We start from the raw sequence: 26,192 nt of genomic DNA, 5'->3' as shown, positions 1-26,192 counted from the left end.
CCCGGGTGCGTTCGTCAGGTGACGCGGTGCACGTTGCCCCGGTGCGGGCAGTCGGTCTTGCTGCAATTGGCGTAGAGCGACAGCGCGTGCTCTTGCAGCACGAAGCCACGGGCCTTGGCCGACCATCTGCTGGCGCTTCTCGATCTCGGCGTCGAAAAACTCCTCGACCCGGCCACAGTCCAGGCAGACCAGGTGATCGTGGTGCTGGCCTTCGTTGAGTTCGAACACCGATTTGCCCGACTCGAAGTTGCTGCGCGTGAGCAGGCCCGCCTGCTCGAACTGCATCAGCACGCGGTAGACCGTGGCCAGGCCGATGTCCGAGCGTTCTTCGAGCAGCACGCGAAACACGTCTTCGGCCGTCATGTGCCGTTGCTTGGCGTTCTGGAACACCTCCAGAATCTTCAGCCGGGGCAGGGTGGCCTTGAGCCCCGTGCTCTTGAGTTCTTCGATGTTGGTCATGGCAGGCAGGTGCAAGGGGTTGAAACAGGCGCAAATGAGCGCCACCGGGCATCGCCGACCCCTGGGGTGGGTGCCCTCCGGTGCAGGACCCCGGGGCTACAATGACCGGATCATATCGCCAGCGTCCGCCGGCTGCCGCATTTTTCCCCTGTGCGGCACACGGCGTTACGCCTCCAGGGTCAGCCCACATGCATTTCCTCTCACCCCGCCGCGCCCGTTCCACGAAGCCGTCCCCGCGTCTGGCGCACGCCCTGTGCGCGCTGATGGCCGTGGCCTCGCTCTCGGCCTGCAGCTACGTCCCGACCATCATCACCCCCTACAAGATCGACATCGTGCAGGGCAACGTGGTCACGCGTGAGCAGGCGCAGGCGCTCAAGCCTGGCATGTCGCGGGCCGAGGTGCGCGACATCCTGGGCTCGCCCCTGCTGTCCAGCGTGTTCCATGCCGACCGCTGGGACTACGTATTCACCTTCCGCCGCCAGGGCCAGGAGCCCCAGCAGCGCAAGCTGACGGCGTTTTTCAAGGGCGAGACGCTCGAACGTTTTGAAGGCGACGAGCTGCCCAGCGAGGTGGAATTCGTGGCTTCGCTCGACGCGCGGCGCAAGTTCGGCAAGGTGCCGCCGCTGCAGGCCACCGAGGCCCAGCTGAAATCCTTCCAGGACAAGAACACCCCCCTGGCGCCCGAGCCGACGCCGCCGGCGCCATCGCCCGACACCGTCTACCCACCGCTGGAGAGCTCGGGAGCGGCACGTTGAGCGCCGCCTTGAACGCCGCCCTGCGCGTGTGTGTGGCCGGCGCCAGCGGCCGCATGGGCCAAATGCTGGTCGAAGCCGTGCGCGACAGCGGCGACTGCACCCTGACCGGCGCCCTCGACATCGCCGGCAGCCCGGCCATCGGCCAGGACGCGGCGGGCTTTGCGGGGCAGGCCAGTGGTGCTGCGATCACCGCCGACCTGACCGCCGGCCTCTCGGGCAGCCAGTTCCTGATCGACTTCACCCGCCCCGAGGGCACGATGGCGCATTTGCGCGAATGCGCGAAGCTGGGCGTGGCCGTGGTCATCGGCACCACCGGATTCACCGACGCGCAGAAGGCCGAGATCGCGCAGATCGCGAAGCAGATCCCCATCGTCATGGCGCCCAACATGAGCGTGGGCGTCAACGTCACGCTCAAGCTGCTGGAGATGGCGGCCAAGGCCATCGCCACGGGCTACGACATCGAGATCATCGAGGCGCACCACCGCCACAAGGTGGACGCGCCCAGCGGCACCGCGCTCAAGATGGGCGAGGTGATCGCCGACGCGCTGGGCCGCGACCTCAAGGAATGCGCGGTCTACGCGCGCGAAGGCGTCACCGGCGAGCGCGACCCGTCGACCATTGGTTTCGCGGCCATCCGCGGCGGCGACATCGTGGGCGACCACACCGTGCTGTTCGCGGGCACCGGCGAGCGCATCGAGATCACGCACAAGTCCAGCAGCCGCACCACCTACGCGCAGGGCAGCCTGCGCGCCGTGCGCTTCCTGGCGGGCAAACCGGCCGGGCTGTACGACATGTTCGACGTGCTCAGCCTGCGCTGAGCCCGGGTCCCGGCAGAAGAACCCCAGCGCCATGGACGCCAGCGCCCCGGTCGGGCTTTTGCAAACCCTGAGCCAGGCCGACGCGCTCGGCCGTGCCGTGGCCCTGCTGCTGCTGGCCATGTCGGTCGCGAGCTGGGTGGTCATTCTCTGGAAGGCCTGGCTGCTGCGCCGCGCCGCAGCCGACCTGAGCCTGAGCACCGCCGCCTTCTGGCAGGCCAGCGACCTGGACGACGCCCAGGCGCGCCTGGGCCGTTTCGACCCGCAGCGGATCGTGCTGCCCCTGCTGCAGGCCGCGCGCGGCCTGGACAGCGCAGCACCCCACACCCTGGCCGCTGCCGGCGACCGCTCGCAGCAGCTCACCCGTGTGCTGCGCGATGCCCTGCACCGCGTGCTGCACCGCCTGCAGTTCGGCCAGGTGCTGCTGGCCACCGTGGGCTCCACCGCGCCCTTCGTGGGCCTGCTGGGCACCGTCTGGGGCATCTACCACGCGCTCACCGGCATCGGGCTGGACGGGCCCTTCCGCATCGAGCAGGTGTCCGGCCCGGTGGGCGAGGCGCTGGTGATGACCGCCGCCGGCCTGGCGGTGGCGATTCCCGCCGTGCTTGCCTACAACGTGCTGGGCCGCCAGATCGCCCGCATCGAGGCCGACCTGGAAGGCTTCGCGCGCGACCTGCGCGAGCTGCTGGCGCATTCAGGGAGTCCATCGTGAGACCTGCCGCCGGGCTGCCCCAAGGCAGGTCAGTCCCCTCGGGGGGCGGCGACCCGCGTCAGCGGCGGAGCGTGGGGGCATGAGCTTCGGCAGGCTGGAGCGCCCCACGGGCGACCGGCCCATGAGTGATATCAACGTCACGCCCCTGGTGGACGTGATGCTGGTGCTGTTGGTGATCTTCATCATTGCCGCCCCCTTCATGGCCAGCCGGCTGGCCCTGGAACTCCCCAAGGCCGAGGTGCCCGCCACCGCCCCGGCGGCGGCCGATGCCTTTGTTTCCCTGGCCCTGGACGCCCAGGGTCAGCTGCACTGGAACGACGAACCCCTGGCCGAGGACGCCTTGCGCCAGCGCCTGCAGGAGACTGCCCGGCGCAACCCCGCCACCGAGCTGCAGCTGCGCGCCGACGCCGCCGCGCCCTATGGCCGCGTGGTGCAGCTGATCGGCCTGGCGCAGAGCGCCGGCCTCTCGCGCATCGGCTTCGTGGCCGACAGCGCGCCCCCCGCCGCGCGCTGAATGCCGGGGCACGGGCGTGCGGATCGGGCCAAGGCCTAAAATCCCGCATCTCCCCGCGCCACCGCGCGCCCTCTCTCCTTTCACCCCGTCCCCGGCTGGTCCGGCCCCTGGTTCATGCAAGACAAATACGCCCACAAGGAAGTCGAGCGCGCCGCGCACGCCCACTGGAACGCCATCGACGCCTACCGCGTGAGCGAGGATGCGGGCAAGTCGAAGTTCTACGCCTGCTCGATGCTGCCCTACCCCAGCGGCAAGCTGCACATGGGGCATGTGCGCAACTACACCATCAACGACATGCTCGCGCGCCACCTGCGCATGAAGGGCCACAACGTCCTCATGCCCATGGGCTGGGATGCCTTCGGCCTGCCGGCCGAGAACGCCGCGCTCAAGAACGGCGTGCCGCCCGCGAAGTGGACCTACGAAAACATCGCGTACATGAAGCAGCAGATGCAGGCCATGGGCCTGGCGATCGACTGGTCGCGCGAAGTCGCCACCTGCGACCCGAGCTACTACAAGTGGAACCAGTGGCTGTTCCTTCGCATGCTGGAAAAGGGCATCGCCTACCGCAAGACCCAGGTCGTCAACTGGGACCCGGTGGACCAGACCGTGCTGGCCAACGAGCAGGTGATCGACGGCAAGGGCTGGCGCACCGGCGCCGTGGTCGAGAAGCGCGAGATCCCGGGCTACTACCTCAACATCACCGCCTACGCCGACGAGCTGCTCGACCACGTGCAGATCGGCAACCCCAAGGCCACCCTCAACGGCTGGCCCGACAAGGTGCGGCTGATGCAGGAAAACTGGATCGGCAAGAGCGAGGGCGTGCGCTTCGCTTTCCCCCACACGATCCAGGACGCCGGTGGCGCGCCCATCGGCGGCGGCCGGATGTACGTCTTCACCACGCGCGCCGACACCATCATGGGCGTGACCTTCTGCGCCGTGGCGCCCGAACACCCCTTGCGCAGCGCACGCGGCCGAAGGCAACAAGGCCCTGGCCGCGTTCATCGAAGAGTGCAAAACCGGCGGCACCACCGAAGCCGAACTCGCCACGCAGGAAAAGAAGGGCATGGCCACGGGCCTGACCGTCACCCACCCGCTCACCGGCAAGGAGGTGGACGTGTGGGTCGGCAACTACGTGCTCATGAGCTACGGCGACGGCGCCGTGATGGGCGTGCCCGCGCACGACGAGCGCGACTTCGCGTTCGCCAACAAGTACGGCATCGCGATCCAGCAGGTCGTGGCGGTGGATGGCGAAACCTTCAGCACCGACACCTGGGCCGACTGGTACGGCGACAAGCAGCGCGGCGTGTGCGTGAACTCCGACGTGCTCGACGGCCTGGGCTACAAGGCCGCCGTCGACAAGGTCGCCGAGCTGTTGGCCGGCAAGGGCATGGGCGAGAAGAAGACCACCTTCCGCCTGCGCGACTGGGGCGTGAGCCGCCAGCGCTACTGGGGCACCCCCATCCCCATCATCCACTGCGCCGAACACGGTGCCGTGCCCGTGCCCGAGCAGGACCTGCCGGTCGTGCTGCCGCAGGACTGCATTCCCGACGGTTCGGGCAACCCGCTGCACAAGCACGAGGGCTTCCACGCCGGCGTGGTCTGCCCCGTGTGCGGTGCGCCCGCGCGCCGCGAGACCGACACCATGGACACCTTCGTGGACTCGTCCTGGTACTTCATGCGCTACTGCGACCCCACCAACGACGAGCAGATGGTCGCTGGTGGCGCGGACTACTGGATGCCGATGGACCAGTACATCGGCGGCATCGAACACGCCATCCTGCACCTGCTGTACGCGCGCTTCTGGACCAAGGTCATGCGCGACCTCGGCCTGGTCAAGGTGGACGAGCCCTTCACCCACCTGCTCACGCAGGGCATGGTGCTCAACCACATCTACAGCCGGCGCACCGCCAAGGGCGGCAAGGACTACTTCTGGCCGCACGACGTGGAGCACGTGCTCGACGACACCGGCAAGGTCGTGGGCGCCAAGCTCAAGAACCCCGCCACCAGCGGCGACGGCATGCTGCCCGTGGGCACGCCGATCGACTACGAGGGCGTGGGCACCATGTCCAAGTCCAAGAACAACGGCGTGGACCCGCAGGACCTGATCGAGAAATACGGCGCCGACACCGCGCGCCTGTACACCATGTTCACCGCGCCGCCCGAAGCCACGCTGGAGTGGAACGACGCGGCGGTGGAGGGCAGCTACCGCTTCCTGCGCCGTGTGTGGGCCTTCGGCGTGAAGCTCTCGGCCACCGCTGGCCTGGGCGCGCTCGCCGCCGGCGTGGCGGGCCAGGCATTGTCCAAGCCCGCCAAGGCGCTGCGGCTGGAAATTCACACCGTGCTCAAGCAGGTGGACTACGACTACCAGCGCATGCAATACAACACCGTGGTCTCGGGCGCGATGAAGATGCTCAACGCGCTGGAAGACTTCAAGCCCGACGGCTCCGCGGGCGACAACGCGGCGCTGGCCGAAGGCTTCGGCATCCTGCTGCGCTCGATCTACCCGGCCACGCCGCACATCGCGCACACGCTCTGGAGCGACCTGGGCTACGCGGGCGAGCTGCTCGATGCGCCCTGGCCCGAAGCCGACCCCGCCGCGCTGCAGCGCGATGAGATCGAACTCATGCTGCAGATCAACGGCAAGCTGCGCGGCAGCGTGACCGTGCCCGCCGCCGCGGACAAGGCCGCCATCGAGGCGGCGGCGCTGGCCAGCGAAGCCTTCATCAAGCAGGCCGCGGGCGCCGCGCCGAAAAAGGTGGTGGTCGTGCCCGGCCGTCTGGTCAACGTGGTCATCTGAAAGTCGATACATGCCAACCCACCGCGCGCTCCCTTCGTCCCCTTCCGCCACGCGCCGCCGCGCGCTGTTGCAACTGGCGGCGGGCGCCGTGGTGCTGACGGGCGGCGTTGCCGGCTGCGGCTTCAAGCTGCGCCAGGCGCCCACCTTCGCCTTCAAGACCGTGCGCTTCGCCAGTGCCGCGAGCACACCCGTGGCGTACGAGTTGCGGAAGGCGCTGCTCACCAACGGCCTGCAGGTGGTGAGCGGTGCGGCACCCGCCGACGTGGTGTTGACCGTGGTTGCCGACCAGCGCGAGCGCATCGCCGTGGGCCAGACGGCCGCTGGCCAGGTGCGCGAACTGCAGCTGCGCACGCGCTTCACCTTCCGCTTGCGCACGGCGATGGACAAGGAACTGATCGAGGACACGGAGCTGCTGCTCGAACGCGACCTGAGCTTCAACGAAACGGTCGTGCTCTCGAAGGCGGCCGAAGAAGAGCTGCTGTATCGGGACATGGTGAGCGATGCCGTGCAGCAGGTCGTGCGCCGCATGGCGGCGGTGAAATCCCTCTGACGAACAGCGCCCCGCGAGACCCATGCAGATCGCCGCACCCCAACTCACCGCCCAACTGCAGCGCGGGCTCAAGAGCCTGTACACCCTGCACGGCGACGAGCCCTTGCTGGTGCAGGAGGCGGCCGATGCGATCCGCGCGGTGGCGCGCGAGCAGGGCTACACCGAGCGCACGGTGCACACCGTGGCGGGCGCGCATTTCGATTGGGGCGAGGTGCTGGCCAGTGGCGGCTCGATCAGCCTGTTCGCCGACAAGCAGCTGATCGAGATCCGCATCCCTTCCGGCAAGCCGGGCAAGGACGGCTCGCAGGTGTTGCAGCAGATTGCCGAGGCTTCGCAGGGCAACGACAGCACGCTCACGCTGGTGCTGTTGCCGCGCCTGGACATGGCGACGCAGAAGGGCGCCTGGTTCGCCGCGCTGGAGAGTTTTGGCGCCACGGTGAAGCTGGACCCGGTGGACCGCAAGGCCTTGCCGCAGTGGATCGCGCAGCGCCTGCAGCAGCAGGGGCAACGCGTGGCCTCGGGCGAGGAGGGGCAGCGCACGCTGCAGTTCTTCGCCGACCGGGTGGAGGGCAACCTGCTGGCGGCGCACCAGGAGATCCAGAAGCTCGCGCTGTTGCATCCCGCGGGTGAGCTCAGCTTCGAGCAGGTGGAGGGGGCGGTGCTCAACGTGGCCCGCTACGACGCCTTCAAGCTGGCCGAGGCGGTGCTGGGGGGGCAGGTGCAGCGGGTGCAGCGCATGCTGGACGGTTTGCAGGCGGAGGGCGAGGCGCCGGTGTTGGTGCATTGGGCTTTGTCGGAAGACATCCGCACGCTGCACCGCATCCGCACCGCGATGGATGCGGGGCGGCCGTTGCCGATGGCTTTGCGCGAGAACCGGGTGTGGGGGGTGAAGGAGAAGCTCATGGAGCGGGCGATTCCTCTGCTCAGCATCGCCACCCTCTCGCGCTGGCTCGACGATGCGCACACGGTGGATGGCATCGTCAAGGGCCTCAAGGTGCCTACCTGGCCGGCCGATCCCTGGCAGGCTTTGCAACAGATGGCCATGAAGGTTTCTTTGGCCTGCTCGGTACGGTAGTTTTTCACTCCAAGGGGTTGGCGAGGTCGGGTGGTCCGGTCATGCTGGCGCCGGCCGCTCGCGGGCGACTGCCCGAGCGCGCAGACATCACTTCATCAACACCGGGTGAGCGCGCAAGCTTTTGTGGCAACCGCGAATGGGGCCAGCGCCCTCATGACCAAACCACCCGCCCCAAAGAAGTGGTGGCGTACCAAGCTGGGTGTGCCTACGTTGTTTCGCAGGACAGTGGCGGCGTCCGAATGCGCAGGCCCCCATTCGCGGTTGCCGCAGAGGGGGCGTGCCAACAACGGTGTTGACGAAGGGGAGGGGGCGGACCTAGGCAGACGCCCGCGAGCAGGGCCGGAGCAGTCGGATCCCGCCACTGGCCTGACGCGAGGTCTCAGTTAGAAACGCAATGAGAGCGACAAACCTCAAGCAGCCGAAGCACTGGACCGCAAAGCCGACTCCCGGAAATCGCTCGGCGACTGCCCCGTGTGCTCGCGAAACACGCGGCTGAAGTGGGCCCCATTGTTGAAGCCCCAGGAAAATGCGATCTCCGTGATCGTGCGATGCGCCCGCGAAGGATGCGCCAGCTCCCGCATGCAAGCCTGGATGCGCTGCCGCTGGATGTAATGCGCCAGCGTATCGTCCTCCGCGCTGAACGCCTTGTGCAGATGCCGCTTGCTGCAATTCAGCGCCTGCGCAATGTGGTCCAACGTCAAAGACGGATCGCGCAAATGCTGCCCGATGTGCTCACGGATGCGATCGCGAAACGCCTCCAGCTGCGTCGTGCCGTTCTCGCGCCCCGACAACTCCTGCAACGACAAACGCACCAACTCCACGATCAGCTCACCCGCCCCCCGCGCCGCGTTCTCGCTCATCCCCGGCAACTCCTGGTACGTCGTGCGCATCGTCTCCAGCGCCACCCGCGCGATCCCGCTCACGCCGCCCACATGCCGCGCCATCAAAGGCTCCAGCCGCAAACCGCGCTCCGCCAGCTGCTCCTTCGGCAACATCACGATCAAATGCTCCACCCGCTCCGGGTTCGCGATCTCGTAACTGCCCGTCGTGTCGTAAATCGCCCAGCCACCCGGCCGCACCCAGGCCTCGCGGTTGTGCTGCTGCACCCCCGCACTGCCTTGCCATGGCGCCACGATCTTCAGATAGGCCCGCTCGCTGCCCCGCGCCAGCTGCGGGCTGCGCAGCACCCGGTGCCGGTTCGCCTCCAGCTTGGTCAACACCACGTCGCCCGCGTGCGAGGCATGCATGCTGGCCATCAAAACCCACGTCGCCATACAGGTCCGACTCCAGGCCCCCGAAATGCGTCCACACCCAGTCGCGCCAGATCGCCGCCCGCTCGCCCGGGGCGACGGCATCGGTGGTCATGGTGGATGACGGGGTGGGGGCGGTCATGGGCCGGATTATCGGGCGCGGTCCGCCCAGGCGCGGCGCGCGAGGTCAAGGGTTAACCCGAATCGGCGTGCACATTCCGACAAGCAGGCAGTGCACGGCCAGCATAGCGGCGCGCCCCGGTTCTCCCTACGATGCGGCTTGGTCCACCACAACTCCAGGAGACACACCATGGCCCATCCCAATCGCCGTCTGGTCATTCAAAGCGCCGCCGCCACGGTGGGCGCCATGTCCTTCGCGCCCCAGCTGCTCGCGCAATCCGCGCCCGTGCGCGTCGGCTACTCCATGTCGCGCACCGGCCCGTGGACGGGCGGTGCCCAGGTCAGCCAGGAACCCAACTACCTGCTGTGGGCCGAACAGCAGAACGCTGCGGGCGGCCTCGATGTGAAAGGCGTGCGCCGCAAGATCGAGCTCATCAGCAGCGACGACCGCAGCGACATGGAAACCGTCGTGCGCACCTACGAAAAACTCATGGGCAGCGACAAGGTCGACCTCGTCCTCCCGCCCTGGGGCAGCAACGCCAACTTCGCCGTCGCCCCGCTGGCGCAACCGCCTGGGTTACCCCTTCCTCGCGCCCACCGCGCTCTCGCGCCGCCTGGCCGAGATGAAGTTGCCTTACTTCTTCCTCCTGCTGCAGCAGCCCAAGCCCATGTGCGACGCGCTGGTGGAGATGTTCAAGGCCAACGGCGTGAAGACCGTGGCCGTCGTCTACGTGGACGACCTCTTCGGGCTCGAAAACTACTCCGCCCTCAAGGTCGCGCTGCAAGGCACCGGCATCAACCTCGTGCAGGAAACCAGCTACCCCGGCGGCGTGAAAGACCTCTCGCCCACGCTGCGCAGCATCAAGGACAAGAACCCCGATGCCTTCGTCGGCTTCACCTACCCGCCCGACACCATCCTCGCCAGCCGCCAGGCCAAGGAAATCGGTTTCAACCCCAAGTTCTTCTACGCCTCGGTGGGCACCGCCTTCCCGCTCTACAAGAACGTCATGACCCCCGCCGGCGCCGAAGGCGTGCTCGGCATGGGCTCGTGGAACGGCAAGACCAGCCCGGGCGCCAAGGCCTACTTCGATGCCCACGTCGCCAGCCAGAAGAAGGAACCCGATCGCTGGGCCAGCGGCGCCTGCTGGGCCGGCCTGGAAATCCTCACCAACGCGGTGAAGGCGCAGGGCCTGGACCGCAAGGCCATCCGCGACTACGTCGCCAACACCACCCACAAAACCATCATCGGCGACATCAAGTTCAGCGGCAGCGAGAACGTGGGCACGCCCGGCACCGTGGGCCAGTGGCAGAACGGCGAGTTCGAGGTGGTGTGGCCGCAGAAGGTCGCCACCGCCAAGCTGAACCCCAGCAAACCGGCCTGGAAGTGATCACTTGTCTTTCTCTGCCTGGCTAGAACTCATCGCCTCCGGTCTCATCACCGGAGGCGTCTACGCACTCGTCGCGCTCGGGCTGAACCTTCAGTACGGGCTCATGCGCATCCTCAACATCGCGCACGGCGAATTCCTCATGGTGGGGGCCTTCCTCACCTGGATGGTGCAAACCTCCTTCGGCCTCTCGCCGCTGCTCATGATCCCGGTCTCGTTCGGCCTGCTGTTCGCGCTCGGCGTGGCGGTGCACTGGCTGTGCTTCCGCCGCCTCACCGCCACCTCGCCCAACCTCGACGTGTTCGAGGCCCGTGGCCTCATGGTCGCCTTCGGCCTCATGTTCCTGGTGCAGAACTTCATCTCCTACGTGTGGGGCGGTGACCTGCGCGGCTACGACTACCTCACGCAGCCGCTGGCCATTCCCCTGCCGGGTGGCAGCGCGCAGTTCGCCGTCAACAAGCTGGTGGTGTTCGGGTTGGCCCTGCTGTTCTCGGGCGCGCTCATCCTGCTGCTGCGCACCACGCTGCTGGGCAAGGGCGTGCGCGCCCTCATGCAGTCGCCCACCGGCGCGCAGCTGATGGGCATCAACACCAAGCGCCTGCACCCCATGATGTTCGGCATCGGCCTGGGCCTCTCGGGCGTGGCGGGCTGCCTGCTCTCCATGGCCTACACCATCAGCCCCTCCATGGGCGAGCCCTACACCGTCACCGCGCTCATCGTCATCACCCTCGGCGGCTTCGGCAGCATGGGCGGCGCGCTCGCGGGCGGCCTGCTGCTCGGCGTCATCGAAGCCCTGGGCATGCACTTCACCAACCCCTCACTCAAGGCCTTGCTGAGTTACGTCGTCTTCATCGGCGTGCTGTTGCTCCGGCCCGAAGGACTCTTCGCTCGAAAGAGTCGCAAAGCATGAATTCCCGCCAGTTCCTCATCCGCGACCTGCTGGTCCTCTTCGGCTTCGCCGGCTGGGCCGTGGCATTGCCCGGCTTCGCCAGCGAGTTCGTCGTCTCCATGGCGCTCACCTGCCTGATGTACGTCGCGCTCTCCTCCAGCTGGGCGCTCTTCTGCGGCACCACGCGCTACCTCTCGCTCGCCACCTCGGCCTTCTTTGGCATCGGCGCCTACGCCAGCGCCATCCTGCTCGAGAAAGTGTCCTGGGCGCAGGCCATCGGCCTGGGCGCGCTCATCGCGGCCGGCGTGCGCCATCGTCATGGGCGCGGCCGTGCTGCACCTGCGCGGCACCTACTTCGCCGTGCTCACCTTCGGCATGACCGAGCTCATCCGCCACGCCATCAGCTACTTCGAAAAATCCGTCACCGGCACCGTGGGCCGCGTGCTCATGGTCGTGCCCGAGCGCGACACCATCTACTTCACCGTGCTGCTGCTCGCGGTGGGCACGGTGGCGCTCTCCATCGCCATCCGCCGCACCCGCTTCGGCCTGGCCGTGCTCGGCATCGGCGCCGACGAACAGCGCGCGCAGACCCTGGGCGTGAACACCCGCCTCGTCAAGATCGCCGGCTTCGCGCTCACGGCGGCGGTGGCCGGCGCGGTGGGCGCGGCCATGTCGGTGCGCTGGACCTACATCGACCCGCACACCGTCTTCAACCCCTTCATCGGTTTCCAGACCGTGCTCATCGCCCTCATCGGTGGCGCGGCCACGCTCTGGGGCCCGCTCATCGCGGCCATCGTCTTCAGCGTGCTCGCCGAAACCCTGCGCCTGCAGGTGCCGCAGGTCTACATGATGTCGCTCGGCCTGCTGCTCATCCTCGCCGTGCTCTACCTGCCGGGCGGCCTGGCCTCGCTGCGCACCGACACCTTCCGCGGCTGGCGCGACGGCGCCAAGGCCTGGTGGGCGGACATCAAGGACGACCTGAGCGGCGAAACCAAACGCCGCAAGCAGCGCGAGAAAGACCAGCGGGAGCGCAGCCATGTCTACTGAACGGCAAGCCCTGCTCGACGCCCGCGACGTCACCGTGCGCTTCGGCGGCCTCACGGCGGTGGACGCCGTCAGCGCGCGCTTCCTGCCCGGTGAGCTGGTCGGCATCATCGGCCCCAACGGCGCCGGCAAGACCACCTTCTTCAACGCCATCTCGGGCGTGACCAAGCCCACCAGCGGCGCGCTCTCGGTGCAGGGGCGCGAACTCGCCGGCCAGGGCCCGCACCGCTTCGCCGCCAATGGCCTGGCGCGCACCTTCCAGACGCCGCGCGTCTTCGGCGACATGGCCGTGCGCGACAACATCGCCTTCGGCCTCAAGTTCGCCGGCCGCCGCCCGCGCAAGTACATCCTGTGGGGCGAAGAAGCCTCGGTGCCCTGGGTGCTGCGCACGCCGGAAAGCATCCTCGGCCTCATCGGCCTGAGCGCGCAGGCCGATCTGCCCGCCGCCGCCATCACGCCCTCGCAACAGCGCCTGCTGGAAATCGGCATGGCCCTGGCCACGCGCCCGCGCTTGCTGCTGCTCGACGAAGTGGCCGCCGGCCTCACCGAAAACGAGGTGGAGGACATGGCGCGCCTCATCCGCCGCCTGCGCGACGAACTCGACCTCACCGTGGTCTGGATCGAGCACGCCGTCACCACCCTGCTGCGCCACGTGGAGCGCGTGATCGTGCTGCACCAGGGCCGCAAGATCGCCGACGGCACGCCCGCCGAAGTGGTGCGCAACGCCGAAGTGATCGAGGCCTACCTGGGCGACGAGATGAACGAAGCAGCAGAAGAAGAGGCCGCCGCATGATGTGGTACCGACCCACCCCCTTCGAATTCGGCGGCGGCGCGCGCGCGCGCCTCAAGGTCGACGGCCTGTCCGCCGGCTACGGCGCCTTCCTCGTGCTGCGCGGCATCAAGCTCGACATTCAGCCTGGCCTCACCGTCGTGCTCGGCCCCAACGGCGCGGGCAAGACCACGCTGCTCAAGGCGCTCAACGGTCTCATCCCGCGCAGCGGCACCGTGCTGCTCGACGGCCAGGAACTCGCCGAAAAAACCCACGAGATCGTGCAGGCCGGCGTGGCCCTGGTGCCCGAAGGCCGGCAGCTGTTCCCGCAGATGACCGTGACGGAAAACCTCGAACTCGGCGGCTGGCTCGTGCCCAAGGCCGCGCGCGCCCAACGGCTCGAACAGGCCTTCGCCGACTTCCCCAAACTCAAGGAACGCGCCACGCAACTCGCCGGCACCATGAGCGGCGGCGAACAGCAGATGGTGGCCGTGGCCCGCGCCATGATGTGCGCGCCGCGCCTGCTCATGCTCGACGAGCCCTCGCTCGGCCTCGCGCCGCGCATGGTCGATGAGCTGCTCGCCATCGTGCGCCGCATCGCCGACGCCGGCACCACCGTGCTCATGGTCGAACAGAACGTGAAGAAGGCCCTCGCCGTCGCCGACCGGGGCTACGTGCTCGAACGCGGCACGCTCGTCGCCAGCGGCCCCGCGAAACTGCTCGCGCGCTCCACCGTCATCCGCGAGGCCTACCTCGGCGCCGACAAAGACCCCGCCAGCGGCACCACCAGCGCGGCCGACGCCGTGCAACGCCGCAAGGCCGTGGCCGTGGCTGCCGCCACCCATTGAACAACCCAAACACCCAGGAGAAAACCCGATGTCCGACCTGTCCATGCTCATCAACGGCCTCAAAGTCACGGCCGAAAAGGGCGCCACCTTCGAACGCCGCAACCCGCTGGATGGCAGCGTCGCCACCCGCGCCCCCGCCGCCAGCCCGGCCGACGCCGTGATGGCCGTGGAAGCCGCCGCCGAAGCCTTCAAGACCTGGAGCGAAACCGGCCCCAACGAGCGCCGCGCCCTGCTGCTCAAGGCCGCCGACGCGCTCGAAGCCAAGCTGCCCCAGTTCATCGAAGCCGTGGCCGCCGAAACCGGCGCCACCGGCATGTGGGCCGGCTTCAACAACATGCTCGCCGCCAGCATGATCCGCGAGGCCGCGTCCCTCACCACGCAAGTGGCCGGCGAGGTCATCCCGTCCGACGTGCCCGGCTCGCTCGCCATGGGCGTGCGCCAGCCCGCCGGCGTGGTGCTCGGCATCGCGCCGTGGAACGCGCCCATCATCCTCGGCGTGCGCGCCATCTGCGTGCCCCTGGCCTGCGGCAACACCGTCATCTTCAAAGGCAGCGAAAACTGCCCGCGCACCCACCAGCTCATCGTCGAATCGTTCCAGGACGCGGGCTTCCCCCCTGGCGTGGTGAACTACATCACCAACGCCCCGGCCGACGCCGGCGCCGTGGTCGAAGCCATGGTGGCCCACCCCGCCGTGCGCCGCGTGAACTTCACCGGCTCCACCAAGGTCGGCAAGATCATCGCCATGACCTGCGCGAAATACCTGAAGCCCGTGGTGCTGGAGCTGGGCGGCAAGGCCCCCCATGGTCATCCTCGACGACGCCAACATCGAAGACGCCGTCAACGGCGCGGCCTTCGGCTGTTTCGCCAACAGCGGCCAGATCTGCATGAGCACCGAGCGCCTCATCGTCGACCAGAAAATCGCCGACGAATTCGTGAAGAAATTCAGCGACAAGGCCAAGGCCCTGCCGCTGGGCGATCCGCGCAAGCCCGAGCCCGTGGTGCTCGGCTCCGTCATCGGCCAGGGCACGGTGGACCACTGCAACGCCCTCATCGACGATGCCCTCGCCAAAGGCGCCAAGCTGCTCTGCGGTGGCAAGGCCGACAGCACCCTCATGCCCGCCACCGTGCTCGACCACGTGACGCCCGCCATGCGCATCTACCACGAGGAAACGTTTGGCCCCGTGAAATGCGTGGTGCGCGTGAACGGCGTGGAAGAGGCCATTGCCTGCGCCAACGACAACGAGTACGGCCTGTCGTCCGCCGTGTTCGGCGGCGACATCGCGCGCGCCTTCAACGTGGCGCGCAAGATCGATTCCGGCATCTGCCACGTGAACGGCCCCACTGTGCACGACGAGGCGCAGATGCCGTTTGGCGGCGTGAAGGGCTCGGGGATCGGGCGCTTTGGCGGCAAGGCGGGGATCAATGAGTTCACCGAGCTGCGGTGGATCACGATGCAGACGACGCCTAGGCACTATCCGTTCTGAAGGCTGGGCTTGTGCTGGGAAAGGCCTTGATCTCATCAAGGCGGGTAGCCCCTCGGGCGTAGTCGTCAAATGACAGCTTCAGACAGAGGCGAGCCGTTCAACAGTCCCACTAGCTTTCCCGACTTGCTTAGGTCCGTCGCTTCAAGGGAAGAGCCGCAGTCGACTATTTGAAGTAGTCACCCGTCTATCCGATCACGAGGCCAATTGTGTGACGTCATGGTGACTAAAAGGTTAGATTGGATTTTGTTTTACGACCACCGGGACAAAGATTGCATCGGGGTTTGACTCCTTCAGTTCAAATTTAAGCGTACCGCTCACCAGCCCCTCACTATTCCTCCGGATGATCGTAGTGTGCTTTTTAAGCGCTACACCCTGGTGACTTAACCAACGAAGGACGCGGCCCACTTCCTCCTTGATGAGTGGTTCCCCGTTTGCTCCATGAAACCGGTTGAAATAGTGCTCAATAGAGCCTGCGACGATGTCCGGGGCACTAAGCAAATCAAGAAATTCTGCAGTTTTTTCTTTGAATGGAACAGCCCCTCCAATAGTTGAGAATTTATGTTTGCAATAATGTCGGAGGAGGTTTTCGAATAAATTTAGCACATCCATGAAGCGCTCGCCCGTAGGTGCAATAGAGTCATTGTCCGTCATCCAAATTATTTTTTGCCCGGGTCTCGATAGAAGTGCAACTAAATAGGCGACAAAGTGAGTAATGCGCAAAATTTTCTCGGCAACTTCTGGCTTCCATCTTCCGAATCCATTTTCAAAGAGAGTTTTTGTTGCGAAATCGAGTGTCGACTTGTGGTCGGCTCCGAATATGGATTTGGCAGATTTTTCAATCACAACTGTTAATAGGTAGCCATTGACATAGTTGCTGAGATTTTTTAGATACCTATCTAGTGATCTGTGAATAGGGCCGTATCGAAGATCTTTAAACGCAATTTCTTTAAACGGAGTGTTTAGACCGACATCATTGCGCAATGCCTCCATTTCCCTGGTGAAAAGCCCTGTTTGATTCCAAGCGCAGATCAAAAAACTATAGGTGAGATACTTGCTATCATGACTTTCTCCACCGTAGTCGGAGAAAATGGCGATGCTTTCATTGTTATCCCTAATGTTGGGTAGCAGCAGTTCGCACCGTTCTTCCAGTGCCAGGAGTTGCCTCTGAAACTCTCGAATGAACCAAGGATAGTCATCAGTATCGGGAACAATAGAAAGATTCACGTTGTGCAATGTCATTTGCGCAGCGAAATCTGACAAATCCTTAGGGACGGCGCGATTCACGGATCCTCCTGAAAGCCTTAGGTGAATTTCCGATTAAGAGCAACACTGATCGAGTTAAAGAAGTTCACTCTTGGTTGACGGCAACCATCCTAGCTGATGATGGAGCCAAGCCGGAGCGCAAAGGGGCGAGTTGAGCTATCTATCCTTTAAAGAGCTCCACTCGCTTCAGGCGTCTACATGGAAGAGTCCAGTGGCTCATGGCGCACAGTATTTACGGGTTGGCTCGAATGCTTTCTGGTTGCTCGCCTAGCTATACTCCGCCGTCGCGCCAAAACAGGCGTGACCTGGTTGGGAAGCCAGAAAAACAACCGCTGCGTCGAGCCGTCGCCTTCATCACAAAGGAGGGGGCGGTTGTCATCAACCGACCGCAGGAAGCCCACCCATGGCAAAAGCCAAAACCCCTCGCCGCGCATCCACCCGTGCCCAAGCCGAGCAACTCTTCACCCATCTCCTCGCCCTCGTCGTCCAGACCAACGAACAGGTGGGGCAGCTGTCGCTGCTCATGGACACGCGCGCTTCGCTGGAAGACCCGCTCGTGGAGCCGGTGAAGCGAGGTGTTCAGAACGCCGCGCCGCCAGACGTGCAGCGCGCCGTGCTCAAGCAGACACTCAACGACGAGATGCGGCGCCAGCTCAAGGTGTTGTCGCTCACCGTCGACGCGCTGTACGACTGTGCGGACAAGGTGACGAGCCTGGAGATCTGATCGGCGGCCCGGCGCGGCTGCCTGCGGGTATCCTCTGCTCCGCATCCAGGAGACACCTCACCATGCGGATATTGCTCGCCGAAGACGATGCCGATCTTGGCAACTGGCTCACCAAGGCCCTGGCGCAGAACGGTTTCCTGATCGACTGGGTGAACGACGGTCGCCTGGTCCGCCGCAGCCTCAAGGCCACGCGCTACGACGCGCTGATCCTGGACCTGGGCCTGCCCGGGGTGGAGGGCCACGACGTGTTGGCCGATCTGCGCGAGGCGGACCAGCGCCTGCCCGTGCTGATCCTCACCGCGCGCGATTCCTTGATGGAGCGCGTGAGCTGCCTGCACGGCGGGGCCGACGATTTCCTGGCCAAGCCTTTTGAACTCGCGGAGCTGGAAGCCCGGTTGACGGCGCTGATCCGGCGTTCGCACGGGGTGGACCACGCGCGCTTCGCGTGCGGCCCCTTGAGCTACGACAGCGCGAGCCGGCAGTTCCGCCTGCAGCAGGAGGTGTTGACCTTCACGCCGCGCGAGCACGCGGTGATGCGCGCGCTGATCCAGCACAGCGGCGAGCCGCTGTCCAAGCGCGAGCTGGTGGAGCGCGTGTTTTCCGATGAGAGCGACGTGCACCCCGAGGCGATCGAGGTGCTGGTGCACCGCCTGCGCAAGCGGTTGGAGGCTTCGCCGGTGCGCATCACCACGCTGCGCGGCATGGGCTACCTGCTGGAATGCGCGCCATGAAGCCGCCCCGGCGCTGGCTGCGGTCGAGCATCCGGCGGGCGCTGCTGGTGGTGCTGATTCCGGGCATGTTGCTGGTGTTCTCGGCCGAGCTGTGGCTGGCCTGGCGCACGGCCAGCGACGCGGCGGACGCGGCTTACGACCGCTCGTTGCTGGGCGCGGTGAAGTCGATCGACTCGAGCATTTCCACCGCGAGCGGTGGCCTGGGTGTGGAGCTGCCGTACCGCATGCTGGAGTTCTTCGAGCTGACCGCCAACGGCAAGGTGTATTACCGCGTGGCCTCGGAAGACGGCCTGGTGGAGATCGGCAGCCCGGGGCTGCCCGCGCCGCCCCAGCCTTTGAAAACCGGTGTGCCCCAGTTCTACGACGGTGAGTATTTCGGCGAGGCGGTGCGCGTGGGCAGCTACGCGCGCGAGCTGTCGCCGCCGCTCACGGGCGAGGCGGGCTCGCAGCGCGTGGTGATCCAGGTGGCCGAGACGCTGGAGGCGCGCAACGATTTTCAGGACGCGCTGGTGATGCAGTCGGTGGCGCGCGACTTTTTTCTGGTGGTGGTGGCGAGCGCCTTGTTCGGCCTCACCATCGCCTGGGCACTGCAGCCGCTGGCACGCCTGCGGCAGGACGTGGAGTCGCGCTCGCCGCAAGACCTCACGCCGATCGCGAGCGACGACGTGCCGGCCGAGCTGCTGCCGCTGGTGGGCGCGATCAACCACCACGTGGAGCGCAACCGCGCGCAGAGCGAGCAGCAGAGGCGTTTCGTGGACGACGCGTCGCACCAGCTGCGCACGCCGTTGACCACGCTGTCCACGCAGGTGGCCTATGCGCTGCGCGAAGACGACCCGGCCGCGCTGCGCACGGTGGTGGACGACATCCGCTCGCAGCTGGACGAGACCATCCGCCAGACCAACCAGATGCTGGCGATCGCCAAGGCCGACAGCGCGCCGCCCGCGCCCGAAGCGCTGGACGCGGTGGTGATGGCCGAAGACCTGATGCGCCGCTGGTGGCCGGTGGCGCGGCAGCAGGGGGTGGACCTGGGCCTGCACGCGCCCATCGGCCACGCTGCCGTTCCAGGGCGAGCCCGCGCTGTTGAACGAGGCTTTGTCGAACCTGTTGCACAACGCGATCCGCCATGGGGGTGAGGGCAGCCACGTCACGCTGTTCCTGGGCGGCGAGGGAGGGCAGGTGTGTTTCAGCGTGGTGGACGATGGGCCGGGCATGCCGGCGGAGGAGCTGCAGCGCGCCGGGGAGCGGTTCTTTCGGGGCGGCGGTGGCCGGCAGTTGCCGGGCTCGGGCCTGGGTCTGTCCATCGCGCGCTCGGTGGTGCTGCGCCACGGGGGCACGATGCAGGTGCGGCCCGGCCCCGATGGGCGCGGGCTGGTGGTGGTGCTGGCCTTGCCTGCGGAGTTTGCGGGTTAACCCTTGGAGATTCGCGGTTGCGCTGAAAGCGTCTTGAAAGTGCGCGTTTTTTACAGTGGCCTGCCACGCCGAGATTGCGCGGGCATTCAGCCATCGAACCGCCCTACCGAGGAGACACTCTCATGAAATTTCCCACCCGCCTTCTTCTGGCGATGACCGCCTTCGCGACGGGCGCCCTGTCGGCGCACGCGGCCGGCGCCCTGGAGAAAACCGAGTGCATCGCACCCGCCAAACCCGGCGGCGGTTTTGACCTGACCTGCAAGCTGGTGCAGAGCACGCTGGTGGACGGCAAGTTCATCGCCGACCCGATGCGCGTGACCTACATGCCCGGCGGCATCGGCGCGGTGGCCTACAACACCGTGATCGCCCAGCGCCCCGACAGCGCCAACACCATCATCGCCTTCTCCGGCGGCTCGCTGCTGAACCTGGCGCAAGGCAAGTTCGGCCGCTACACCGAGAACGACGTGCGCTGGCTCTCCGCCATCGGCACCGACTACGGCGCGGTGGTGGTGGCCGAAGGGTCGCCGTTCAAATCCCTGAAGGACGTGATGGCCGCGATGAAGGCCGACCCCACCAAGGTGGTGCTGGGCGCGGGCGGCACGGTGGGCAGCCAGGACTGGATGAAGGCCGCGCTGACCGCGCGCGCCGGTGGCGTCAACCCCAAGTCCATGCGCTATGTGGCGTTCGAAGGCGGCGGCGAGGCGCTCACGGCCTTGCAGGGCGGCCACATCCACGTGTTCACGGGCGACGCGGCCGAGGCCCAGCAGCAGATCAAGGCGGGCGCCAAGGTGCGCATCCTCGCGGTGATGCACGACAAGCGCCTGAGCGGCGACATGGCGAACATCCCCACCGCGACCGAGCAGGGCTTCGACGTGCAGTGGCCCATCATCCGCGGCTTCTACCTGGGCCCCAAGGTCAGCGACGCGGACTACAAGGTCTGGGTCGACACCTTCAACAAGATGATGGCCACGCCGGCCTACAACGCGATGCGCGCGGAGCGCGGCCTGTTCCCGCTCGCGATGACGGGGGCCGAGCTGGACGCGTATGTGAAGAAGCAGGTGGCGGGCTACCGCAAACTCGCCGACGAGTTCGGGCTGGCCACCACGCCCGCCAAGTAAGGCCATGAGCGATCGAGCACTTGGCGCGGCGTGTGCCCTCGCGTCCGTGGCCATGGCCGCGGCGGCGCACGACTACACCGCCGCTTTTTCCTACGAGCCTTTGGGCCCGCGCGCCTTCCCCTTGCTGCTGGCCGTGGGGCTGGGTCTGTCGGGGCTGTGGCTGATGTTCCGCCCCACGCAGGGGGCGGAGACCTTCAAGGGCGTGCCCTGGGTGCCCACGCTGTGGTGCGCGGGCGCGATCCTGGCGTATGCCGCGCTGTTCCAGGCCCTGGGTTTCGCGCTGGCCACGGCGCTCATGACGGTGCCGGTGGGCATGGCGTTTGGCGGCAGCTGGCGCAAGGCGCTGGCGGGCGGTGCGGCGCTGGGGCTGGTGCTGTACCTGTTGTTCGACAAGGTGCTCGACGTGGTGCTGCCCGTCGGCCCGCTGGCCGCGTGGCTGGGAGGTCTGTGAGATGGATGTGCTCAAACACCTGATGGAGGGTTTCGGCGTCGCGTTCAGCCCCGTCAACCTGGTCATCGCCGCGCTGGGTTCGTTCATCGGCACCATCGTCGGGCTGTTGCCCGGCCTGGGGCCCATCAACGGCGCTGGCGATCCTCATGCCGCTGGCCTTCGCGATGAAGCTGCCGCCCGAGACCTCGCTGATCCTGCTGGCGGCGGTCTACATCGGCTGCGAGTACGGCGGGCGCATTTCCTCCATCCTGCTCAACGTGCCGGGCGACGCGGGCGCCATCATGACGGCGCTCGATGGCTACCCGATGGCGCGCCAGGGTTTGGGTGGCGTGGCGCTGTCGATCTCGGCCTGGAGCTCGTTCGTGGGCTCCTTGCTGGCCACGGTGGGCATCGTGCTGCTGGCGCCGCTGCTGGCGCAGTGGGCGCTGTCGTTCGGCCCGGCGGAGTATTTCGCGCTCATGTGTTTCGCGTTCGCCTGCATCGCGGGGCTGATGGGCGATGCGCCCGTGAAGGCCGGCGTGGCCGCGATGATCGGCCTGGCCATGTCCTGCGTGGGGCTGGACTCGAACTCCGGCGTGTACCGCTTCACGGGTGGCGACATCCACCTCTCCGACGGCATCCAGTTCGTCGTGGTCGTGATCGGGGTGTTCTCCATCAGCGAGATCCTGCTCATGCTGCAGGAACACCACAGCAGCGCGGGTGTCATCACCCAGACCGGCCGCATGCTGTTCAACCTGCGCGAGATGGCGGCCACCTGGTGGGGCACGGTCCGCTCCAGCGTGCTGGGCTTCGTGGTGGGCGTGCTGCCCGGTGCGGGCGCCACCATCGCCAGCGCCATGGCCTACTCGATGGAGAAACGGCTGACCGACAAGGAGGGCACGTTCGGCCAGGGCGACATCCGTGGCGTGGCCGCGCCCGAGGCGGCCAACAACTCCGCCGCCACCGGCTCCTTCGTGCCCATGCTCACGCTGGGCATCCCCGGCTCGGGCACCACGGCCGTGATGATGGGCGCGCTCTCGCTCTACAACATCACGCCGGGCCCGGCGCTGTTCACGCAGCAGCCCACGCTGGTGTGGGGGCTGATCGCCTCGCTGTTCCTGGCCAACGTGATGTTGCTGGTGATGAACATCCCCATGGTGGGTTTCTTCACCCGCATCCTCAGCGTGCCCAACTGGTTCCTGGTGCCGTCCATCCTGGCCGTGAGCAGCGTGGGGGTGTACGCGGTGCACGCCACCACCTTCGACCTGATGCTCATGGTGGGGCTCGGCTTCGCGGCCTACCTGTTGCGCAAGCAGGGCGTGCCGATGGCGCCCTTGATCCTGGGCTTCGTGCTGGGCGACCTGATGGAGCAGAACCTGCGCCGCGCGCTGTCCATCAGCAACGGCGATGCGGGCATCCTGGTCGGCAGCCCGATTTCCATCGGTCTCTGGCTGAGTGGCGGCCTGATGCTGTTGCTGCCGGTGCTGATGCGGTGGCGGTCGCGGCGCAGGCCGCCGATCGGCGCCATCGCGCCGGTCGGGAAGTAGCCGCGCCTTCAGCGCTGCGCCATGCGCGTCGGGGCGAACATGCTGCGCCCCAACCAGCGCCAGAGCCGCTGGCCGTTGCGGCCCGCGCCTTGCACCGTGAGGCTCCCGGACTGGATGGCCTGTTCGGGGTCGCTGTCACCGGTCCAGATTTCGGTGAGTGCGCGGACCGTCGAGTCGACCAGCACGCTCACGTCGTGACCAGGGTCGTCGCGGCAGAGGTCGGCCTCGTGGTGCTCCACCACGAGCCACCATTGCCGCTCGGCCGCCGGCGCATCGCTGAACCGGAAGTGGACGACGGTGCGTTCTCCGTCGGGAAACGCTTCCAGGCGCGCGAAGCGGCGAATGTCCCACATCAGGAAGCCTGCATCGAGTTGCTCGTGCCGCAGCCGGCTGCCGATCCAGCGCGCGCCCCAATGGCCGATGCCGACGACGATCGGCCGCAGTTCTTCGCCTGCGGGCGTCAGGTGGTATTCCCAGTTTTTCTCGACGCGCCGCCGCTCGACGACGCCGATCTCTTCCAGCTTGCGCAGCCGCTGCGTCAGCAGCGTGGCCGACATGCGCGGCACGCCGCGGTGAATGTCGTTGAAGCGGTGGCTGCCGCAGAGCAGCTCGCGCACCACGAGGGGTGTCCACAGCTCGCCCAATACCTCGGCGCCTCGGGCGACGGTACAGAACTGCATGTAGTCGATCATGCGGGCCAGTCTATCGGTGTGCCGCCGGCTTGCCTACTCCAGATTCTGGACTTGAGGCTGCCTGGCATCGGGCTTAACTTGAAGACCGACCGTGCAACTCGCACCGGTCTTTTCAAGGAGCACTGCCATGACCGAGACCCTCATTGCCTCCCCCGCTGCCCCGGCTGTTTTCGATGCCGAGAAGTTCCGCCAGTCCACGCGCGCGCAGTGGGAGAACGCCGCCGAAGCCTGGGACCGATGGGCGCCCTTGCTGGCCCGCTGGCTGGGCCCGGCGACCGAGGCCATGCTGGACATGGCGGCCGTCGGCCCCGGTTCGCGCGTGCTCGACGTGGCGGCGGGCGCGGGCGAACAGACCCTGGTCGCCGCGCGCCGCGTGGGCGCGAATGGCGACGTGCTGGCGACCGACATCTCCCCGGCGATCCTGCGCCACGCGAAATCGGCGGCCGAGCAGGCCGGCCTGTCGAACGTGGACACCCTGGAACTCGATGGTGAGCGCCACGACGTTTTGCCTCGCGCCTCTTTTGACGCGGCGGTCTCGCGCGTCGGTCTGATCTACTTCCCCGACCAGCAACGCGCGCTCGCCGGCATCCGCCATGCCTTGAAGCCGGGCGGGCGGTTCGCCGCGGTGGTGTATTCCACCGCCGAGCGCAACCCTTTCTTCGCCGTGCCGGTCGGCATCATCCGGCGCCGCGCGCAGCTGCCGCCGCCCCTGCCAGGGCAACCGGGCCCGTTCTCCCTGGGCGCTGAGGGCGTGCTGGCGAAGACGCTGGAGCAGGCGGGTTTTCGGGACGTGGAGGTGCGCAGGGTCGATTCCCCCGTGCACCTTCCCACGGCCGCCGAGTGCGTGCGGTTCGAGCGCGAGTCCTTCGGGGCCCTGCACCAGATGCTGGCGGGCCTGAGCGAGGACGAACGCGCCGACACGTGGACGGAGATCGAGCAGGCCCTGGCCCGCTTCGAAACCGAGGCGGGTGGTTTCGTGGGCCCTTGCGAGATGCTGGTGGGGGCGGGCACGCGCTGATCCGGGGGGCACCAAACGGCCCATTCGCTTCGGGCCGGTGTGCGACAGAACGGCAATGAGCGCGGCGGAAGATGGTGGCAAACCCACAACCCCACGAGGTCATGCCATGTCTTCCGTCCCGTTCTCCCCCGTCCGCCGCCGCCTGCTGCAAGGCTCCGGCGCCATCGCCGCCACGCGCTTCACCGGCCTGATGGGCGCGCTCTACGCGAGCAACGCGCGCGCCGCCACCGGCAAGCAGGCGGTCTCCGCCGTGTCGCCCTATGGGCCGGTCTCGCCGGTGAACGACATGACCACCGGCCTGCCGCTGCTGCAGTTGCCGGCCGGCTTCAGCTACCGCAGCCACGGCTGGACGGGCGACGCCATGAGCGACGGTTTCCCCCACCCCGGGCAACCACGACGGCATGGCCGTGGTGACTTCGCGCCGCGTGGGTCGCAGCAGCGAACTGGTGCTGGTGCGCAACCACGAAACGCGGCCTGGTGCGCACGCCGGGCGAGGCCATCCAGGCGCCCCATGCCTACGCCACGACCGAGGTCAACGGCATCATCACCGTGTTCTACGGCGGCCAGCCGATCCGCATCGGCGCGGGCGGCATCGTGACCAACCCCGCCGCACCCGCGCCCGCGCCCTTCGTGGGCTACCCCGCGGGCGGCACCAGCAACCTGCTGTTCCGCGACGGCCAATGGGCCGGCTCGGTGGGCTCGCTCAGCGGCACCCTGGGCAACTGCGCGGGCGGCCCCACGCCCTGGGGCACCTGGCTCACCTGCGAAGAAACCATTTACGACTTCTCGGGCATCGGCGGCAAGAAGCACGGCTACGTGTTCGAGGTGGCCGACGACGCGGCCGAGTCGATCGCCCAGCCCATCGTGGGCATGGGCCGCTTCATCCACGAGGCGGTCGCGGTGGACCCGGCCACGGGCCACGTCTACGAGACCGAAGACAACCGCAATGTGGCAGCCTTCTTCCGCTACGTGCCGGACGACACCTCGGGTCAGCTCGGCAGCCTGCACCACGGCGGGCGCCTGCAGGCCGCGCGCATCAAGACCCTGGTGCGTCAGGCGCGGCCTTCGACGCTGGCCCAGGCCAACGACCAGGGCTTGCTGAACCCCGACATCGGCGACGAGTACGAGCTGGAGTGGGTCGACATCGCCGACCCGGACGCCGACCCGGTGGTCGTGGTCGGCCAGCCCGGTGGCGTGAGCATCGGCTTCGCGGCCGGCCCGACCTACCAGGCCTTGAGCCAGGGCTGCGCGCGCATGAGCCGGGGCGAAGGCATCTGGTACTCGGGCGGCAAGCTGTTCATCGTGGACACCGCCGCCGGTGTCGACGGCAACGGCCGCGTGGGCCAGGGCGAGGGCGCGGTGTGGGAGCTGACGATCTCGACCATGCGCCTGCGCGCGGTTTTCGTCAGCGGCCACCAGACCGCCGGCAACAACCCCGACAACGTGACGGTGAGCCCGCGCGGCGGCGTGGTGCTGTGCGAAGACGGCGGTGGCTCCACCGACGCCTTCGGCACCGGCTCGCGCCTGCTGGGCCTGAATCCGGCGGGCGAGGCCTACATCCTGTGCAAGAACAACCTCAGCCTGGACGCCGGCCAGATCGCCACCGCCGGCAAGACGGTGGGCGCGGCGGACTACCGGGGCTACGAGTTCTGCGGCGCCTGCTTCGACCCGACCGGCCGCATCCTGTTCGCCAACCTGCAGACGCCCGGCATCACGGTGGCCATCGTGGGCCCGTGGACCAAGGGCAACCTCTGATGCCTGCGCGGACGGCGTGCGCGCCGTCCTACAAAGAG

Annotated in this window: 21 protein-coding genes and 8 pseudogenes; 25 read left to right on the top strand and 4 right to left on the bottom strand. The window is 67.3% G+C overall.

All coding sequences use genetic code 11. From position 1 onward, the window contains the following. Positions 1 to 14 precede the first annotated feature (14 nt). A pseudogene (fur, locus tag ACFJI0_RS21465) lies at positions 15 to 459 on the bottom strand (ferric iron uptake transcriptional regulator). 188 nt (positions 460 to 647) lie between these two features. Here fur and ACFJI0_RS21460 point away from each other — a divergent pair. The 9 genes and pseudogenes from ACFJI0_RS21460 (at position 648) to holA (ending at position 7,677) form a co-directional block, all read left to right on the top strand. Further along, entirely contained in the window at positions 648 to 1,214 is a 567-nt protein-coding gene (locus ACFJI0_RS21460) for an outer membrane protein assembly factor BamE (RefSeq protein ID WP_382153176.1), read from the top strand. Then, positions 1,211 to 2,032, top strand: a complete 822-nt coding sequence (gene dapB, locus ACFJI0_RS21455; protein ID WP_382322241.1) for a 4-hydroxy-tetrahydrodipicolinate reductase — start codon at positions 1,211 to 1,213, stop codon at positions 2,030 to 2,032. Before ACFJI0_RS21460 ends, dapB begins: the two co-directional genes overlap by 4 nt. 31 nt (positions 2,033 to 2,063) lie before the next feature. Next, positions 2,064 to 2,741 carry a MotA/TolQ/ExbB proton channel family protein gene (locus tag ACFJI0_RS21450; RefSeq protein ID WP_382153179.1) on the top strand — a complete coding sequence of 226 codons (678 nt, stop codon included), beginning with the start codon at positions 2,064 to 2,066 and terminating at the stop codon, positions 2,739 to 2,741. 79 nt (positions 2,742 to 2,820) lie between these two features. Then, on the top strand, positions 2,821 to 3,255 hold the full coding sequence (locus ACFJI0_RS21445) for an ExbD/TolR family protein (protein WP_382153181.1): 435 nt from the start codon (positions 2,821 to 2,823) through the stop codon (positions 3,253 to 3,255). 114 nt (positions 3,256 to 3,369) lie between these two features. After that, positions 3,370 to 3,930, top strand: a pseudogene (locus ACFJI0_RS21440) (class I tRNA ligase family protein); the annotation flags it as partial. A 144-nt stretch (positions 3,931 to 4,074) separates the two neighbouring features. Next, a pseudogene (locus ACFJI0_RS21435) lies at positions 4,075 to 4,269 on the top strand (hypothetical protein); the annotation flags it as partial. Further along, positions 4,244 to 6,052, top strand: coding sequence for a leucine--tRNA ligase (leuS, locus tag ACFJI0_RS21430; RefSeq protein WP_382325769.1), 1,809 nt, complete (start codon positions 4,244 to 4,246; stop codon positions 6,050 to 6,052). The pseudogene ACFJI0_RS21435 and the gene leuS, both read left to right, overlap by 26 nt. Positions 6,053 to 6,062: 10 nt before the next feature. Next, positions 6,063 to 6,602, top strand: coding sequence for an LPS assembly lipoprotein LptE (lptE, locus tag ACFJI0_RS21425; protein WP_382322240.1), 540 nt, complete (start codon positions 6,063 to 6,065; stop codon positions 6,600 to 6,602). A gap of 22 nt (positions 6,603 to 6,624) precedes the next feature. Next, positions 6,625 to 7,677, top strand: a complete 1,053-nt coding sequence (holA, locus tag ACFJI0_RS21420) for a DNA polymerase III subunit delta (protein ID WP_382322239.1) — start codon at positions 6,625 to 6,627, stop codon at positions 7,675 to 7,677. Between the two features lie 410 nt (positions 7,678 to 8,087). Here the strand turns inward: holA and ACFJI0_RS21415 are convergent. Next, positions 8,088 to 9,069, bottom strand: a pseudogene (locus tag ACFJI0_RS21415) (helix-turn-helix domain-containing protein). 168 nt (positions 9,070 to 9,237) lie between these two features. Between ACFJI0_RS21415 and ACFJI0_RS21410 the strand changes: the two are divergent. The 6 genes and pseudogenes from ACFJI0_RS21410 (at position 9,238) to ACFJI0_RS21385 (ending at position 15,466) form a co-directional block, all read left to right on the top strand. Beyond that, positions 9,238 to 10,435, top strand: a pseudogene (locus ACFJI0_RS21410) (amino acid ABC transporter substrate-binding protein). 4 nt (positions 10,436 to 10,439) lie between these two features. Next, positions 10,440 to 11,342, top strand: coding sequence for a branched-chain amino acid ABC transporter permease (locus ACFJI0_RS21405; protein WP_382322238.1), 903 nt, complete (start codon positions 10,440 to 10,442; stop codon positions 11,340 to 11,342). After that, positions 11,339 to 12,368 (top strand): annotated as a pseudogene (locus ACFJI0_RS21400) (branched-chain amino acid ABC transporter permease). The gene ACFJI0_RS21405 and the pseudogene ACFJI0_RS21400 overlap by 4 nt, the downstream one beginning before the upstream one ends. Next, entirely contained in the window at positions 12,358 to 13,158 is an 801-nt protein-coding gene (locus ACFJI0_RS21395) for an ABC transporter ATP-binding protein (protein ID WP_382322237.1), read from the top strand. The pseudogene ACFJI0_RS21400 and the gene ACFJI0_RS21395 overlap by 11 nt, the downstream one beginning before the upstream one ends. Further along, complete coding sequence (locus tag ACFJI0_RS21390) at positions 13,155 to 13,982, top strand: ABC transporter ATP-binding protein (protein ID WP_382322236.1); 828 nt, start codon at positions 13,155 to 13,157, stop codon at positions 13,980 to 13,982. The genes ACFJI0_RS21395 and ACFJI0_RS21390 overlap by 4 nt, the downstream gene beginning before the upstream one ends. A gap of 28 nt (positions 13,983 to 14,010) precedes the next feature. Then, positions 14,011 to 15,466, top strand: a pseudogene (locus tag ACFJI0_RS21385) (aldehyde dehydrogenase). Between the two features lie 231 nt (positions 15,467 to 15,697). On the opposite strand, the gene ACFJI0_RS21380 reads toward ACFJI0_RS21385, so the two are convergent. Further along, on the bottom strand, positions 15,698 to 16,750 hold the full coding sequence (locus ACFJI0_RS21380; RefSeq protein WP_382322235.1) for a hypothetical protein: 1,053 nt from the start codon (positions 16,748 to 16,750) through the stop codon (positions 15,698 to 15,700). A 382-nt stretch (positions 16,751 to 17,132) separates the two neighbouring features. Here ACFJI0_RS21380 and ACFJI0_RS21375 point away from each other — a divergent pair, with 382 nt between their 5' ends. From ACFJI0_RS21375 to ACFJI0_RS21345, 7 genes and pseudogenes are all read left to right on the top strand, one after another. Next, the gene (locus ACFJI0_RS21375) at positions 17,133 to 17,453 is read left to right on the top strand and encodes a hypothetical protein (RefSeq protein ID WP_382322234.1); all 321 of its coding nucleotides are present in this window, start codon (positions 17,133 to 17,135) and stop codon (positions 17,451 to 17,453) included. Between the two features lie 62 nt (positions 17,454 to 17,515). Next, positions 17,516 to 18,184, top strand: a complete 669-nt coding sequence (locus tag ACFJI0_RS21370; RefSeq protein WP_382153229.1) for a response regulator — start codon at positions 17,516 to 17,518, stop codon at positions 18,182 to 18,184. Next, entirely contained in the window at positions 18,181 to 19,317 is a 1,137-nt protein-coding gene (locus ACFJI0_RS21365) for a sensor histidine kinase N-terminal domain-containing protein (protein ID WP_382322233.1), read from the top strand. Before ACFJI0_RS21370 ends, ACFJI0_RS21365 begins: the two co-directional genes overlap by 4 nt. After that, the gene (locus ACFJI0_RS21360) at positions 19,289 to 19,594 is read left to right on the top strand and encodes a sensor histidine kinase (RefSeq protein ID WP_382322232.1); all 306 of its coding nucleotides are present in this window, start codon (positions 19,289 to 19,291) and stop codon (positions 19,592 to 19,594) included. Before ACFJI0_RS21365 ends, ACFJI0_RS21360 begins: the two co-directional genes overlap by 29 nt. A gap of 122 nt (positions 19,595 to 19,716) precedes the next feature. Then, a complete protein-coding gene (locus ACFJI0_RS21355; protein ID WP_382153236.1) occupies positions 19,717 to 20,712 on the top strand; it encodes a Bug family tripartite tricarboxylate transporter substrate binding protein in 996 nt (331 codons plus the stop codon). A gap of 4 nt (positions 20,713 to 20,716) precedes the next feature. Further along, complete coding sequence (locus ACFJI0_RS21350; RefSeq protein ID WP_382322231.1) at positions 20,717 to 21,163, top strand: tripartite tricarboxylate transporter TctB family protein; 447 nt, start codon at positions 20,717 to 20,719, stop codon at positions 21,161 to 21,163. A 1-nt stretch (position 21,164) separates the two neighbouring features. After that, positions 21,165 to 22,689, top strand: a pseudogene (locus ACFJI0_RS21345) (tripartite tricarboxylate transporter permease). Positions 22,690 to 22,697: 8 nt separating this feature from the next. Here ACFJI0_RS21345 and ACFJI0_RS21340 read toward each other — a convergent pair. After that, on the bottom strand, positions 22,698 to 23,381 hold the full coding sequence (locus tag ACFJI0_RS21340) for a winged helix-turn-helix transcriptional regulator (RefSeq protein WP_382322230.1): 684 nt from the start codon (positions 23,379 to 23,381) through the stop codon (positions 22,698 to 22,700). A gap of 127 nt (positions 23,382 to 23,508) precedes the next feature. Here ACFJI0_RS21340 and ACFJI0_RS21335 point away from each other — a divergent pair, with 127 nt between their 5' ends. The 3 genes from ACFJI0_RS21335 to ACFJI0_RS21325 all read left to right on the top strand — a co-directional run bounded on the left by ACFJI0_RS21335 (position 23,509) and on the right by ACFJI0_RS21325 (position 26,154). Then, positions 23,509 to 24,399, top strand: coding sequence for a class I SAM-dependent methyltransferase (locus ACFJI0_RS21335; RefSeq protein ID WP_382322229.1), 891 nt, complete (start codon positions 23,509 to 23,511; stop codon positions 24,397 to 24,399). Positions 24,400 to 24,505: 106 nt separating this feature from the next. Beyond that, a complete protein-coding gene (locus ACFJI0_RS21330; protein WP_382322228.1) occupies positions 24,506 to 24,997 on the top strand; it encodes a hypothetical protein in 492 nt (163 codons plus the stop codon). Next, complete coding sequence (locus tag ACFJI0_RS21325) at positions 24,949 to 26,154, top strand: alkaline phosphatase PhoX (protein ID WP_382325767.1); 1,206 nt, start codon at positions 24,949 to 24,951, stop codon at positions 26,152 to 26,154. The genes ACFJI0_RS21330 and ACFJI0_RS21325 overlap by 49 nt, the downstream gene beginning before the upstream one ends. Positions 26,155 to 26,192: the final 38 nt, after the last annotated feature.

Origin of the sequence: Hydrogenophaga sp. UC242_53, from assembly GCF_042696965.1 — a bacterium.
Lineage (GTDB): Bacteria > Pseudomonadota > Gammaproteobacteria > Burkholderiales > Burkholderiaceae_C > Hydrogenophaga.
The sequence above is the reverse complement of the archived record's forward strand: the minus strand, read 5'-3'. Positions and strand labels throughout refer to the sequence as shown.

What these genes read in the sequence shown, in the direction of transcription:
- ACFJI0_RS21460 (WP_382153176.1), top strand. Translation starts at nt 648, where the DNA reads ATGCATTTCCTCTCACCCCGCCGCGCCCGTTCCACGAAGCCGTCCCCG.
- ACFJI0_RS21450 (WP_382153179.1), top strand. Translation starts at nt 2,064, where the DNA reads ATGGACGCCAGCGCCCCGGTCGGGCTTTTGCAAACCCTGAGCCAGGCC.
- ACFJI0_RS21445 (WP_382153181.1), top strand. Translation starts at nt 2,821, where the DNA reads ATGAGCTTCGGCAGGCTGGAGCGCCCCACGGGCGACCGGCCCATGAGT.
- lptE (WP_382322240.1), top strand. Translation starts at nt 6,063, where the DNA reads ATGCCAACCCACCGCGCGCTCCCTTCGTCCCCTTCCGCCACGCGCCGC.
- holA (WP_382322239.1), top strand. Translation starts at nt 6,625, where the DNA reads ATGCAGATCGCCGCACCCCAACTCACCGCCCAACTGCAGCGCGGGCTC.
- ACFJI0_RS21395 (WP_382322237.1), top strand. Translation starts at nt 12,358, where the DNA reads ATGTCTACTGAACGGCAAGCCCTGCTCGACGCCCGCGACGTCACCGTG.
- ACFJI0_RS21390 (WP_382322236.1), top strand. Translation starts at nt 13,155, where the DNA reads ATGATGTGGTACCGACCCACCCCCTTCGAATTCGGCGGCGGCGCGCGC.
- ACFJI0_RS21375 (WP_382322234.1), top strand. Translation starts at nt 17,133, where the DNA reads ATGGCAAAAGCCAAAACCCCTCGCCGCGCATCCACCCGTGCCCAAGCC.
- ACFJI0_RS21370 (WP_382153229.1), top strand. Translation starts at nt 17,516, where the DNA reads ATGCGGATATTGCTCGCCGAAGACGATGCCGATCTTGGCAACTGGCTC.
- ACFJI0_RS21365 (WP_382322233.1), top strand. Translation starts at nt 18,181, where the DNA reads ATGAAGCCGCCCCGGCGCTGGCTGCGGTCGAGCATCCGGCGGGCGCTG.
- ACFJI0_RS21355 (WP_382153236.1), top strand. Translation starts at nt 19,717, where the DNA reads ATGAAATTTCCCACCCGCCTTCTTCTGGCGATGACCGCCTTCGCGACG.
- ACFJI0_RS21350 (WP_382322231.1), top strand. Translation starts at nt 20,717, where the DNA reads ATGAGCGATCGAGCACTTGGCGCGGCGTGTGCCCTCGCGTCCGTGGCC.
- ACFJI0_RS21340 (WP_382322230.1), bottom strand. Translation starts at nt 23,381, where the DNA reads ATGATCGACTACATGCAGTTCTGTACCGTCGCCCGAGGCGCCGAGGTA.
- ACFJI0_RS21335 (WP_382322229.1), top strand. Translation starts at nt 23,509, where the DNA reads ATGACCGAGACCCTCATTGCCTCCCCCGCTGCCCCGGCTGTTTTCGAT.
- ACFJI0_RS21330 (WP_382322228.1), top strand. Translation starts at nt 24,506, where the DNA reads ATGTCTTCCGTCCCGTTCTCCCCCGTCCGCCGCCGCCTGCTGCAAGGC.